The organism is Candidatus Zymogenus saltonus, assembly GCA_016929395.1.
Classification (GTDB): Bacteria; Desulfobacterota; Zymogenia; order Zymogenales; family Zymogenaceae; genus Zymogenus; species Zymogenus saltonus.
The window spans coordinates 19547-33076 of the sequence record JAFGIX010000020.1 but is presented as its reverse complement, the minus strand read 5'-3'; the positions used below and the strand labels follow the sequence as shown (position 1 = coordinate 33076).

The following is a 13530-nucleotide window of genomic DNA, read 5'->3' as shown; positions in this document are numbered from 1 at the left end:
TGTTTTCTCTGTTTTTACGATACTTTGGAAAGATTTGATGTCCATGATTTACCTTATCATGGTGGCAAATCTTTTACAATCACCTAAAATTTTTAAGGAGGTCGTCATGTCCAACCATGAAAAGGCCAGATTCGGCTGGATTAAGTTCATGTATATCTACACGATTCTGGGGGCGGGGGGCTCAGGACTGGGAATGCTCTTTGCGCCGGAGCTGATGAAATCCTTGTTTAAATTTCCGCCCCAAGACCCGGTCGTGTTCGGAATTGTCGGCAGCGTCTACGTCGCCTTTGGAGTCTTGTCGATATTGGGCTTACGCTCGCCCCTCAAATTTACGCCGATTTTGTTGCTGCAGCTCTGCTACAAATCGATATGGATGATCTGCGTGATACTGCCCCTATTGTTTGCGGGCAAGGTGGAGATGTATGCGGTGATGCTAACCGTATTTTTTATAACGTACATCATAGGCGACCTGATCGCGATACCTTTCACCTACGTATTCAAGAAAGAGTAAAGGTCTCAAAGACCGACATGGAGACAAGGGAGCATATCGCCGGCATTACAATTACCAATTTTGAGTTCGGGCTATTGGCAAAAGACCAATACGGCATGTATTACGTGTCGAAAAAGACTAAGTCGATCCCGAATATTCCGGGCATCCACTTCGGCTTTATCTTCAGCTACGAAAACGACATGGGAAAAACCGTCGGGCACCGGTGGGAGATGATCCTTCCAAGAGAGCCCAAGACCGCCCAGACCATAGACGGCTCCACCGATATCGAGTACTTGCCCGGTGAAAACCGTGTGGTTTCCGCAACCTTCGGCCTTGACACGGAAAGCTCCATCCAGTATTCGGTCAACAGGATTGACCCGGGGGACCCCTCCGGGCGGTGGGTGGTGGAGATTTACATCGGGGATCAGCTGTACAGGACCGTGGTGTTTGATGTGAGGTAGGTATGATTCTTTCAACTTAGAGGATGTCGATTAAAAAATGTCGTATTAGGAACGCAATTCCAAGACACAGTACAGTTAAGATCCAAGGGATGACAATTTTTTTGAAAGTCGTTTTAAAAACCCACTTGATAATTGGTAAGGCTATCGCGGCATATAAGACAACCCATATAAGAAGGTTTGCTCCGGTGGTGTCTCGGGTGATCGAGACAACAATCAACAGCAAAAAGCCGCTAACAAAAGCCACAAAGAAGGATCGCCAGAGTGTGTTTTTCTCAATATGCGCCAATCGCGCCCCAAGATAGATCGAAAGGGTGCTGGCCAAAATCCATACAAAAAAAAGAATAAAACCGATAAAGAATTGTTTTTCCGGCATAATAGTCCCTTTTAATAAAAAACGCATCAGTCACGAGTTTTCTTTCAATTTGGATTCTGATCTGTGCCCCCCCCTACTCCCCCTCCGGCGGTTTTCCCATCATCTCCCAGAGGGGGCCTTTTATTCCCTGCATCCTGAAGGGAGCGCCAAGGCCGCTGTCGTAGCGCTGAGGCTTGAGCATCCCGGAGAAGTCCTGGCCCGCCATCACCATCTGCCCCGGCACTATCCAGTAGGGGCGGCTGACGGCGCACTCGTGGACGAACTCGACGGCCTCCTCCACAACAGCCGGCGCGATGTAAAATATCGGGGAGAGGTTGATATTTTTAGCCTCCTGCATCCCTTCTTTTATCGCAAGCCTCTGGAGGCCCGTCCCGGGGAAGATCCGAATCCCCACCATGGCGTGGTTCGCCGTGGGCTGTAGCTCGTCCAAGAGGTCGACGGTTTCCCGCATCGTGTCCTTTGTTTCCCCCGGCGCCCCGAAAATTATGTTGAGGCACGTCATGATGCCCACCGACTTTGCCGCCCTGACGGCTTCAACCACGTCCCGTCTCTTGAAGTTCTTCCCCAGCTTCTTGAGAATAGGGTCGGCCAGGCTGTCCGCACCCAGGTCAACGCCGGTCACCCCGGCGCGGGCGAGGTCTTCCAGCAGCCCCTCATCGATGAAGGCGGGGGAGAAGTATGCCGACAGGCGAAGGGTAAGACCCCTCCTAACAATCTCCCGGGCGATCTGGCGGGCGTGCTCCGGCGGGTTGTTGAAGACGCTGTCCACGATGAAGTAGGTGTCCACCCCCCACCGATCGAGCGAGCGCTCCATCTCGTCGACCACGGCCGCCGGGTCTCTCAGCCTCATCGCCTTTCCCTCGACGACCGGGTAGGTGCAGTAGATGCACCCGATGGGGCAGCCGCGCTTCGTCTGGACGCTCCCCATCCCCCCCCACTTCAGGTAGGCGGCGTTGTCGCACAGGTCGTCTGCGGGAATCGGGACGCGGTCGAAGTCCTCGATTATTCGGGGCGGGTTGTTTATCTTGACTTTGCCGTTTTCCGTCACAATAAGGCCCGATACATAGGAGAGCTCCCCGTCTCCGGAGAGGGCTGTGAGAAACCTCACCATCGCATCCTCCCCCTCCCCGACTATTCCGGTCGTCTCGCCCACATATTCGAGCATGTCAATAGGCATCATCGTAAAGCCCGACCCCCCGAGGACCAGGGGGCCGGAAAAGGAGGACCTGATCGTATCGACGATCTCCTTCGTCTCGTCTATATAAGAGAGGTATAGGGGATAGGCCACGTTGTCTATGTTTCTTATCGACACCCCCACGACTTCAGGATTGAAAGACGCGATCTTTTCCCCCACCGCCTTTGCCATGTCATCCGCAAAGACTACGTCCAGGATATCGACTTCATGGCCCGCCTCCCTGACGGCCGCCGCCACGTACGCCGCCCCGATCGGGTATACCGGGTCGGGCGTCACCTCCAGGTTCGCGGAAACAATAAGTGTCCTCACATATCCTCCTTAATGATCGTTTTAACAGGTCTTTGCTATATTGATCCCGGCACAACCAGAACCTGTAATACTATAACACCCTTAAACAATTTTCACAATCAGTTTGTATCAGGCCTCTTATCTATTTCAAATCCTTATAGGAGCTCGGGTAAGAGTGCTTACATATCCATCTCTTAATAGAGAGAATTTAGTTTACAACACATCCAAAACTTAACTATAATACAGTTTAGAAGGAATTAAGAACCTTTACAAAAAGACTCTTAAACACACAAAGCGTTATGGAAATAACGATATTCAACGACATTCTAATAATCTTTGGGACGGCTGTGGTCGTTCTCTTCATCTGCCACAGGTTTGACATCCCAATAGTCTTGGGATACATCACTACAGGGGCGCTTATAGGTCCCTTCGCCCTTGGGTTGATTTCCAGCTATAAAGAAGTAAAGATGCTCTCCGAGATAGGCATTGTCCTTCTTTTGTTCAGCCTCGGCATCGAATTTTCGATGAAGAACCTTCTGAGAATCGGAAGAAACACCATTCTCGGTGGATCACTTCAGGTCATGTCGACGATATTCGTCATATTTCTCATCTTTATGTTTTTAGGCAAGCCCTTCAATGAATCGATTTTTTTAGGTTTTTTAACGGCTTTGAGCAGTACGGCAATCGTGCTTAAGCTATTACAGGACAAGGCGGAGCTTGAGACTCCCCATGGACAGCTGTCCGTGGGAATATTGATTTTTCAGGACATAGTTATAGTCCTTATGATTCTTGTCGTCCCGTTTTTAGCGGGATCTGATGAAAATATCACCACGGCACTATTTCTTTTTGCCGTTAAGGCGATAAGCATAATACTATTAACTATTATTGGGGGACAGTGGTTCATCAATCGCATCCTATATTACGTGATAAAAACCCAGAGCAAGGAGCTGTTATCTCTCGTAATTGTGGTCATTTGTTTTTCTATCGCATGGCTGACCTATTTTTTTGGACTATCGCTGGCGTTTGGAGCTTTTCTTGCGGGGCTGATTATCTCAAACTCCGAATATAGTCAGCAGGTACTCAGCGATGTCCTCCCTTTTCGTGTTGTCTTTTCCAGCTTTTTTTTCATATCGATCGGAATGCTGTTAAACGTCAACTACTTCATAGATAATTTAGTTCTCGCTATCTCGGCATTCTCCTTGATAATATTGATCAAGATAATGCTGGTATCTCTTTCCGTATTTCTCTTGGGTTATCCGATTCGTGTGGTTATAATAGTCGGCCTGACGATCTGTCAGGTGGGCGAATTCTCCTTCCTCTTGCTTGAGATCGGTGGAGATCTCAATCTCATCGCTAACGACACCTACCAGCTTTTCCTTAACGTAGCAATACTGACCATGCTGGCAACTCCCTTCTTGATAAAAATGTCACCATCTGTATCAGATGCATTCAACAGACTGCCAATACCTAACTTCCTGCGAGAAGGCCTATACGGTACTATAGCTGAAACTTATGTGGAAAAGACCTTTCATCTAAAGAATCACATTATGATTATCGGCTTCGGAATAAACGGCAGGAATGTTGCCCGGTCGGCTAAAATGAAAGGGATACCTTATGTGATTATTGAGATGAATCCCGACACGATCCATTTGGAACGGAAAAAGGGAGAGTTAATACTTTATGGTGATGGAACCCATGAATCTATCTTGAAAAAGGCCGGTATTAAAAAGGCAAAGGTTTTAGTATCGGTAATATCCGATCCTGCAGCAACAAGGAGAATAGTGTCAATTGCAAGAACATTAAACAAAGATATAAGTATTATTGCAAGGACCAGGTTCGTCAGCGAAATGGTTCCACTGTATCAACTCGGCGCGGATGAGGTAATACCGGAAGAATTTGAAACATCGATCGAGATATTCTCCCGTGTACTGATGCAGTTTAGCGTTCCCGATCGTGAAATCGACCAGATTGTCGATGAAATACGAGCGGATGGATACAGCTTCTATCGCTCCATTTTCATGAAGAAAGACCAGCTATCAGATTACGCCAAGTGCATTCCCGAAATCGAAATATGCATTTACAATATAGGAGAGAAATCAGAACTGGCGAAAAAGACCGTAGGAGAAATCGATTTGAGAAAAAGGTATGACGTAGATATCCTTATGATAAGAAGGGGTAAAGAAACAATATTGGATCCCAATGGAGATGTAACCTTGAAAAAGGGTGACAGGCTGATACTTCAGGGATCCCCTGAGTCGGTATCAAAGATCAGCGACGTATTCGAAGACGATCTTCAATGATTCCCACCATAAAGGATAAAAATAATTAAATGTAGATAACCACTACATACACGACATAGATCAACACCATAACAAATCCCTCTTTCCTGTCAAGGACAAAGCCGCTCTTCGAGAGGGGGAGAAGAATAATCGCCGTGCCCAGCATCACAAGGAAATCCACAAAGGTAATGCCTATTTGCGGGACCGGGCGAAGCATCGAGGTGATGCCGAGTATTGCGAGGATGTTGAAGATATTCGATCCCACGACGTTGCCGATCGCTATGTCGCTTTCTCCCTTGTACGCCGCGACAAGCGACGTGGCTAGCTCTGGAAGGCTGGTTCCCAGGGCAACAATGGTCAGCCCCACCACCCCTTCGGATACCCCGAAGCGCTCCGTAAAAAGTATTGCGCCTTTTACGAAGAAATCCGCCCCCGCCACCAGAAAGAACAATCCCAGAGTTATTAATATCAGAAGGATCGGAATCCTGTTAAGCAGGCCGGGTTTCGAATTGTCCTGCGACGTTTTTGCATCGGCCACCGGTTCCCTTGAATTCTCCCTGGATCTGCGGATCGCGACAAACAAAAAAACTACCAGAATGGCAATTAAAATCAGCCCCTCGTACCTCTGAAGGATTCCGTCAATGAAATTTATGCATATCAAAACGGAGACAAAGATCAGGAAGGGGATCTGATAGCGGACGATATTCCTGTCAATACCTATGGGATGAACCATGGCCGACAACCCCGCTATCAAGGCGATGTTGGCAATATTGGACCCGATGACATTTCCGAGGGAGATGGCGCTGTTCCCGTCCAAAGCGGCGCTGACGCTCACTACCATCTCCGGGCTGCTTGTCCCGAACGCTACGATCGTAAGGCCGATTATCAGGCGGGAAAGTCCGATCCTCTCCGCAAGTGAGGCGCTGCCCCTGACAAGACCTTCGGCCCCCAATGTCAACAGGGCGAGTCCACCGCAAATGTATAAAACTATTTCTAATATCATTCTCTAAAAAGGTACAATCAATATAGACTTATATCAGGCAGCCGCACATTGTGCTCATATTTCGTCTGATTCATTGAAGGTCTGTATATAACACTCGTATATCCAAGTTGGCGTTATAGAATCTTCACTTCCAGTCCCCGATTATCACGAACGGCGCCCAGTAAAAGGGGTGTTTGTATTTCTCGTTCGATTTCAATATGATCTGCGCCTCTCTCAACGCGTCCGGCTTATCCATGCCGGACTTGAGATTTTTATAGAACTCGACCATCAGCTCGGCGGTCGAATCGTCTGAGACCTCCCAGAGGGTGACGACAAGGGACGGCGTCCCTGCAAAGGTAAATCCCCTGGAGAGGCCTATAAGCTCGTCTCCGCCCGTCACCTTGGCGAGGCCAGTCTCGCAGGCGGAGAGGACAACCAGAGACGTCTTGTTAAGGTCGAGACCGAAAAGCTCGTGGACCATAAGGACCCCGTCGTTCTTTCCATCTTCGGCGAGATACAGGGAGGATAGGAGAGGCTCTTCCTCCTTAAATTTCCCATGGGACGCAAGGTGGATGACGTTGTAGTTGGGGAATTTTTCCTTCCCCAATGTCTCCGTGGCGCGATCTTCCACGTATATATCGACGTCCCCCATTACGGCTTTGATGTCCCCCACCTCTTTCTCGGCATAGGGGAGAGATGAATGATTTGTCTTCGGATTCCCAAAAGCCAGGACCCTGCCGCCGATCCCCTTCCTCTTATCGACTATGAACCTCAAGACGCTTGCGCTGGGGTCAACAATAACAGTGTACCTGTCGACAATATATTTTTCCCCGTCGTAAAGCGCCGCAAACGGGAGATAGTGGAGCGGCCCGTGGGGAATGATTATGAGCTTTTCACCCTTGACGTCTTTCAGGGCCGAAGAGAGGAGCAGATCGTACAGCTCTCGGGATTTGTACTGAAAGTCATCGAGGTCAAACGTCAGGAGGGAGTCGCGAAGCCCGTTTACCTTTTCGTTGAGGGAACTCCTGTTTACTTCAATCTGATACAGATCAGTCCCTGCCCTATCGATGGAGAAAAGAATGACCTTGTCGTCCGTGGTGAAAAATTCGATGATGCCGACACCCTCGGGAATAAAGCCCTGAACCTCCTTTAAGGTAAAGGGATTTACCGACACGAGGGACGCGAGCTCCGGGCTCTTGGCCTGAATTTCTCTTATCACGGAGCTGTATCTTTTCTCTATCTCGTCGATCTCCCTGTTCGTATCCTCCAGGGTCGACCGGGCCTTTGAAGCCTCTCCCGATGACCTCTTTTCGCTCAAGACCATGAGCTTGTGCCTGATCTCCTCCTCCTCTTTCAGGAGCTCTTTGTCCGTCGCCTTTCTGACCTCCGGCCTCTTCGTTGCAAGCATATCGAGAAAGGCCCTGGAGCGCGCCCTCTCCACGTAGTTGAAGGCATCACCTACCCTTCCCGTCTCCAGCAGTAGATCGATCAGCTCTTCGTAAACCTCCATCTTATTGCTGCTGAAGGACATCTTGTGCCCCTCGCTCTTGAGCCCCGTCCTCATCGACTCGAGGGCGTTTATCGACATGATGTAATACTGGATCGCCTTGTCCCTTTGGCCCAGTCCCCTGTACGATCTTCCCAGACCCCAGGCACACAGGTATACGTTTTCGACGTTTCTGATCTGGTTGGCGATGGAAAGCGCTTTTTCGAGATTTAAAATCGCCTTGTTGTATTGCTTCATCCCCCAGTACGCCGCGCTCATGTCCAGGAGCGCCGTCCCCTTGGCGTCCACTTTTCCAATCTCGTCAAAAATCTTACACGCCTCCTCAAAGAAGGAGAGGGACTTCTCATATCGTCCGGTTCTCCAGTATACGCCGCCCAAATTGTTAAGGGTGATCGCCTCGCTCGGCTTTATCTTGAGTTCCCGGTTTATCTCGAGGGCCTCTTCGAGAGATGCAAGGGCCTCGTCAAATCTCCCATTGTCCGAATATATCACGCCCATATTACCGAGTACTACGGCTTGGGTTTTTCTGTCGCCCGTCTTCCTGAATATCTTCAACGCCTCTTTGTAGTAATCGAGCGCTTTTTCGTGCTGCCCCAGATTCGTGTATATGAGTCCCATGTCGTTCAACCCGGCGCCTATCTCCCATTGGTCTCCGATCTCTCTCTTTATCTTCAGGGAATCGCTAAAATAGGCGAGCGCCTTTTCATACTCGCCGGTTACCCTGTAGACATTGCCTACATTTCTGAGGAGGGTCCCCGTGGTCGTTCTGTCCTTTATCTTTTTGCTCAGTGCGATCGCCTCCTCGAAGTAGGGGAGGGCTTTGTCGTAATACCCCATCGTGAAATAGGTAGAGCCGATATTGGAGATCGCCTTAAGCTCCCCGAGCCTGTCGCCCTGTTTACGACACATCGACAGGGCCTCACCTAAAATATCCAGCGCCTTCTCGTATTGACCCCCCTCCGCTGAAAGAACCCCCATATTGAAGGTGTTGTTCACTATGTAGTACTGATTTCCCTTCTCTCTTGCCAGCTTCAGACTCCTTTGATAGTATTCAAGGGACTTGTCGAAATCGCCGAGGCTGTAATGGATCAGTCCCATGTTGTAGAGGACCGATACCTCCATTGTCTTATTGCCCGCATCTTCTATTATCTCCAGACCCTTCTTTGTGTAAAGAAGGGCATCGTCGTATTTATCCGTGTTCAAATAGACTTCGCCGATTCCTGCCAGAATCACCCCCTCGATCGTCCTTATTCCCGCACCCCTGAATATCGGAAGGGCCTGCTCGAGATATTCAAGGGCCTTTTCGTTTTCCTGTTTTTCAAGGCGTGTCGCGCCGTTTATAAAAAGCGAGATCCCTTTTTCCGCCCCGTCGACGATCCCCTTCAATGAGTTCAGGGCGTCCCTGTAATGTTTGAAGGCCTCTTCCGGTTTGTCCATATTCCAGTATATATCGCCGATGTTTATAAACAATCTTGCCTCGATACTGCGGTCGTAAGCTCCGCTCAATATGGGAGCCGCCTTCATGAAGTAGGCGAGCGCCTTCTCCGAATCGCCGAAGGCAAGATAGATCTCGCCCAGAGCGAGGAGGTTATCCCCGGTCGATCCGGCCTCTCCCACCTCCTCGAGTATCTTGAGGGCCTCCACAAGAGCTGGAAGGGCCTTGTCATATTTATTCATATTCCAGTAGGTCAGGCCCAGGACGTTGAGGGAACAGCCGATCCCTCTTATGTCACCCGTCTTCTTCATATACGAGAGGGACTCCCCTGCGTATGAGAGGGCCTCCTCATATTCGCCCATCTTGCGGTACACCTCGCCGACGGCAATGTGAACGTAATAGGCAGCCCTTTCACCGTCGTTCTCTTTGAAGACTCTCTCCGCCTTTTTATAATAATCGAGGGCGGAAGCATAGTCCATCTTTAAGGCGGAGCTCTCTCCCAGTGAGAGATACCTTAACCCATCCTCTATCGTCTCCGAATTCGCTATTACAGCCGAAGAACAAAAGACGATAACCGCGATTAAAATAGCGAATGACCTTTTCATACTGTTTTTCCCCGCAGACAGCTTATTGTATCGAACTAAAAAAGGGGGGTAGATTTTCAATATCCCCCCCTTATTCATCTCTTCTCTTTTTATCCCCTTTCCCAGGACAGATTTAAAATATCCATCTATGCATAATTCAACGAAATTTCTAAGGAATTGTAAATTTCAAAACATGATTCATTATACTGCCTCGTTCCTGCGTTGTCAAAAATAATCAATATCTATACGATGCAAGTCTATTGAGCGCCCAAGAAAATTTAAATATTATCAGCTTACATTGTGCTTCTGCCGCATATCCCCTCTTTGTCTTTTATATAATAAAATCATATAGTTTCACTTATGACTAACAAAATGCCCGTTATTAACATCGCCCGTTTCGGGTCTATCCTCAAAACCGGGTGTTTTTTGACTTTTGGGACTTTAAGGGGTATCATATAGTAAAACCATAGAAAAAGGCTAATCTTTCATTAGCAGACGGTAAATATTGAATGGGAGGTTAACTATGAAAAGGACTCTTATTACCCTCTGCGGCTTAAGCATTGCGCTTTTGCTCCTTACGGCTACAGTTCCGGCGGCCGAGACACAGCTCTTCAACAAACCGGGCGCCTACTATGTCAGCGCCTCTATCGACGCGGGATGCTCTCCAAATCCCGCCTATTTTACCATAGCGGACGGTCTTACCGGCACCGACCTCAAGGTTATGGGAATCAGCCCCGGATTCAACTGCGTCACCGGCGCCCCGGCCGACACCCAGGGATTCCAGTTAGAGGCGGGACCCATTATATACAGCGAGTCGAAGTATCTGGACAATCCGCCTGTTGTAAGTCCCGCGCCCCTATCTACGATCACCCTCTCCTCCGGCTCCACGTACACCCTTTACGCCTACGGCGGGAGAAACGCCTACGTCGTCCTGGAGTTCAAGGTCACGGGCGGTTTGACAACACCCCCCGGCACCCCTGGGACGACCCCCGGGACTACCCCTGCGACTCCCGGCACCACCCCCGCAACCCCAGGCACAACCCCGACAACACCCGGCGGAACAACGACGAAGCCCGGATCCACTCCGGGAGGGCCGGCCGTATCCGGACCCAAAACCCTGGAGGGTAAGTGGAAGACCGACTGGTGGGGCGTGCTGACGATCACAATCAACGGCGGCAGCGTGACCGGGAACTACGAGGAGAGCCAGGGGAGGATAAACGGAACCCTCTCCGCCGACGGAAGGACGATAAAAGGGTGGTGGTCGGAGGCCCCGACTTACCAAAGGCCCGAATGCGCCGGTATCTTCACCATCACGCTCTCCCCGGACGGAGGCTCCATCTCCGGAGAGTGGCATTTCGGCGAGAGCGAGTATAAATATGAGATGAAGGGGACGAGGGTGAAATAGCCTAAGCCTCGGGGCAGATTTCCCTACGCAGAAGAATCTCCCCCTTGACAAAGCCGCCAAAAAGACCGATTATGTCGCTATGGCCCCTATTAACCATTTTGATATTAACGCCGAACTCGAAAGGGAGCTCGAATACCTCGCCCTGCAGGCCAGGTGGACGCGGCCGATGCGCCTCGACCTCTACCGGCGGGCGGGGCTGATGAGGCGGGAGAAGATAGCGGACATCGGGTGCGCCGACGGCCTGATCACCGCCGAGATCGCCGGAAGGACGAGGGGCAAGGTCGTGGGCATTGACATCTCGGTCGAGGCGATTGCGCGGGCGCGGGAGAAATATCTTGAGATTGAGCCCGAGAGCGACAAGATCGATTTTAAGGTCGGCGACTTCCAAAACCTCCCGTTCAGGCGGGGGGAGCTCGACGCTGTTACCACCAACTTCACGCTGATGTGGGTGGAGAGGCCGGAGCGGGCGGTAAAAGAGGCGGCAAGGGTCTTGAAGAAGGGGGGGGTCTTTCTCGCCACGGGGGAGCCGGACTACGGCGGGAGGATCGACCTCCCCGAGGAGCTGTCGCTTAAAGATTTCTGGGCGGACAGCATCAGGAAGAAGGGGGGAGACCCGTTCTTCGGGAGGAGACTCGTGTCGCTGTTTCGCTCCGCCGGTTTTAAGGAGATCGAGGCGGGCGTCCACCCCTCCTTCTGGACGGGGGAGGGGGGGGATAAGGGCGACCTAAATATCTACCTCGACGATCTGGGGTGGTGGCTTTCCGCCGCCGGCAGGGACCCGGGGCCGATTATCAAGCGGGAGCGGGCGGCGATAAAAAACGGCCTGCGCTTGGTCTTCATGCCTATATTCTGGGCGACCGGCGTGAAATGAAAATGTTGGAGGGAAAGCCCCCCGGCGCCTAATCCTTCGTGCGCCTGAACTTGCGGTTCATGATTTCTTTATCAAACTAATCTTACTTCCTTTTAAACTTTCTATTTATCGAGAAAAGAAAGAGCGCGAGCAATATAGCACTAAGTACAGTTTGAATAAATTTAAAGACAGACGCTATCGGCTTATCCACAACAGTATACATATTATAAAGCTGTTTTACTCTACCAATGGTCATAATATCCAAGCTGACTATAAGTCCCTGAAAGTAGTCTCTTAAAAAAGCAAATATGTTTTTTTGAATAATGATACTTTTTTGTAATATTTCACCACCAGCGGAAGGATATAATCCTATTTGCAAATAGACATAACCAAATATCAACCAAACAACAAGAAGCCACCCAAAAGCTCTAAGTGGTCTCTCTCCATATTCCGATGTGATTTTATATAAAATTAGCAGAATCCATGAGAATATCTTTCCATCTAGATACCCTCTTCTTCTCATCTCCATTTGCCCAGCGAAAAAATCTCCGGCTTCGTGATGTCTATTAGTCCCTTCGTAATTGAAGAGGAGCTGGTTGTATAATCGGTAGACTTCGTAATGTTCTTGCTCTCTTTTTCTTGGTACTGATATTTTAAACTGTTTTAGAATTTTAAAAACTATCTTTCTGAAAAAGGTCCTTAATCGACTTTTTTCTTCTCTCTCTTTAGGTTCTTTTTTTAGCTTAAAAAGCCAATATCTAAGGTTATACAATAGTAGTTGGAGGTTTCGAAGAGGCCATCCTTTCTCCTGAAATTTCTCATCGAAAACTTTAATCCTGCCCCAATAGAATAAAGATTTATATTTTCTGCCCGTCCAGTATACTTTTAGAAAATCTATTTTACTCAAGTCGGTACGCAGAAATCTAACACAATTAAGATTCACTTCATTAAATATAAGATCTGCGTCTTTTTCGATATTTAGATTTTCAAAATAGGCTTTTTTGTTGTCATCGAAGGTTTTTCCTCTAAAAACGACTTTACACTTTTCCGAGAATGTTGCATTTATAAAGTCTGCCTCTCCCGAGAATTTCGCCCCCACGAAGTAGGCCTGTCCTGAGAATTTCGCCCCCCTGAATTCGGCCCTTTCCGAGAATGTCGCCTCCATAAAGTCGGCCCCTCCCAAGAATTTCGCCCCCACGAAGCAGGCCTTCCCTGAGAATTTCGCCTCCATGAAGCAGGTTTTTCTCGAGAATGTCACCCTACTAAAGTTGGCCACTCCCGAGAATTTCGCCTCTCCGAAGTTAGCCCATTTCGAGAATGTTGCCTCTATAAAGTCGGCTTCTCCCGAGAATGTCGCCCCCCCGAAGTTGGCCTCTTTAAACTCGAGACCTCCCTTTTCCACTCTCAACTTACTGAAATCGAAGTCCTTCGGGAATATAAAATCCCGGAAATCATGCTTCCCCGATTCATAGAGCTTCTTGAACTCTTTACAGAAATATTCTAAATCCTTATCTTCTCTATCGTTGTGGAAGATACAAAAAGCTTTTTTATTATCCTTCCCCGGCCCGTAATCGGAATGTGGGCATATATAATGCATATCATGTACGCATATAAAATCTTTATCATCTATTCTTATATACGTTGTTTTATTGCTTCTATAATCACACATTTTATAAAACCT

10 protein-coding genes are annotated in these 13530 nt (G+C 49.0%); 5 read left to right on the top strand and 5 right to left on the bottom strand.

Translation table 11 applies throughout. The features are described from left to right. The first annotated feature begins 106 nt into the window (after nt 1-106). Together JW984_04150 and JW984_04145 are read left to right on the top strand one after the other, a co-directional pair. The gene (locus tag JW984_04150) at nt 107-511 is read left to right on the top strand and encodes a hypothetical protein (GenBank protein ID MBN1572371.1); all 405 of its coding nucleotides are present in this window, start codon (nt 107-109) and stop codon (nt 509-511) included. A gap of 17 nt (nt 512-528) precedes the next feature. Beyond that, nucleotides 529-951 carry a hypothetical protein gene (locus tag JW984_04145; GenBank protein MBN1572370.1) on the top strand — a complete coding sequence of 141 codons (423 nt, stop codon included), beginning with the start codon at nt 529-531 and terminating at the stop codon, nt 949-951. A gap of 16 nt (nt 952-967) precedes the next feature. Here the strand turns inward: JW984_04145 and JW984_04140 are convergent, their stop codons facing one another. After that, nucleotides 968-1324: a hypothetical protein gene (locus JW984_04140; protein MBN1572369.1), complete on the bottom strand. Its 357-nt coding sequence runs from the start codon at nt 1322-1324 to the stop codon at nt 968-970. Between the two features lie 73 nt (nt 1325-1397). After that, on the bottom strand, nt 1398-2828 hold the full coding sequence (locus tag JW984_04135) for a cobalamin-dependent protein (GenBank protein MBN1572368.1): 1431 nt from the start codon (nt 2826-2828) through the stop codon (nt 1398-1400). Nucleotides 2829-3106: 278 nt separating this feature from the next. Here JW984_04135 and JW984_04130 point away from each other — a divergent pair, with 278 nt between their 5' ends. Beyond that, a complete protein-coding gene (locus JW984_04130; GenBank protein ID MBN1572367.1) occupies nt 3107-5107 on the top strand; it encodes a cation:proton antiporter in 2001 nt (666 codons plus the stop codon). 25 nt (nt 5108-5132) lie between these two features. Here the strand turns inward: JW984_04130 and JW984_04125 are convergent, their stop codons facing one another. Further along, nucleotides 5133-6089: a calcium/sodium antiporter gene (locus tag JW984_04125; protein ID MBN1572366.1), complete on the bottom strand. Its 957-nt coding sequence runs from the start codon at nt 6087-6089 to the stop codon at nt 5133-5135. Between the two features lie 124 nt (nt 6090-6213). Further along, a complete protein-coding gene (locus JW984_04120; GenBank protein MBN1572365.1) occupies nt 6214-9615 on the bottom strand; it encodes a tetratricopeptide repeat protein in 3402 nt (1133 codons plus the stop codon). A 502-nt stretch (nt 9616-10117) separates the two neighbouring features. On the opposite strand from JW984_04120, the gene JW984_04115 reads away from it, so the two are divergent. Both JW984_04115 and JW984_04110 read left to right on the top strand, forming a co-directional pair. After that, nucleotides 10118-10999: a hypothetical protein gene (locus JW984_04115; protein ID MBN1572364.1), complete on the top strand. Its 882-nt coding sequence runs from the start codon at nt 10118-10120 to the stop codon at nt 10997-10999. Nucleotides 11000-11078: 79 nt separating this feature from the next. Beyond that, a complete protein-coding gene (locus JW984_04110; protein MBN1572363.1) occupies nt 11079-11870 on the top strand; it encodes a class I SAM-dependent methyltransferase in 792 nt (263 codons plus the stop codon). Between the two features lie 82 nt (nt 11871-11952). Here the strand turns inward: JW984_04110 and JW984_04105 are convergent, their stop codons facing one another. Continuing rightward, complete coding sequence (locus tag JW984_04105) at nt 11953-13518, bottom strand: pentapeptide repeat-containing protein (protein MBN1572362.1); 1566 nt, start codon at nt 13516-13518, stop codon at nt 11953-11955. Nucleotides 13519-13530 lie beyond the last annotated feature (12 nt).

What these genes read in the sequence shown, in the direction of transcription:
- JW984_04145 (MBN1572370.1), top strand. Translation starts at nt 529, where the DNA reads ATGGAGACAAGGGAGCATATCGCCGGCATTACAATTACCAATTTTGAG.
- JW984_04115 (MBN1572364.1), top strand. Translation starts at nt 10,118, where the DNA reads ATGAAAAGGACTCTTATTACCCTCTGCGGCTTAAGCATTGCGCTTTTG.
- JW984_04125 (MBN1572366.1), bottom strand. Translation starts at nt 6,089, where the DNA reads ATGATATTAGAAATAGTTTTATACATTTGCGGTGGACTCGCCCTGTTG.
- JW984_04110 (MBN1572363.1), top strand. Translation starts at nt 11,079, where the DNA reads ATGGCCCCTATTAACCATTTTGATATTAACGCCGAACTCGAAAGGGAG.
- JW984_04120 (MBN1572365.1), bottom strand. Translation starts at nt 9,615, where the DNA reads ATGAAAAGGTCATTCGCTATTTTAATCGCGGTTATCGTCTTTTGTTCT.
- JW984_04105 (MBN1572362.1), bottom strand. Translation starts at nt 13,518, where the DNA reads ATGTGTGATTATAGAAGCAATAAAACAACGTATATAAGAATAGATGAT.
- JW984_04140 (MBN1572369.1), bottom strand. Translation starts at nt 1,324, where the DNA reads ATGCCGGAAAAACAATTCTTTATCGGTTTTATTCTTTTTTTTGTATGG.
- JW984_04150 (MBN1572371.1), top strand. Translation starts at nt 107, where the DNA reads ATGTCCAACCATGAAAAGGCCAGATTCGGCTGGATTAAGTTCATGTAT.
- JW984_04130 (MBN1572367.1), top strand. Translation starts at nt 3,107, where the DNA reads ATGGAAATAACGATATTCAACGACATTCTAATAATCTTTGGGACGGCT.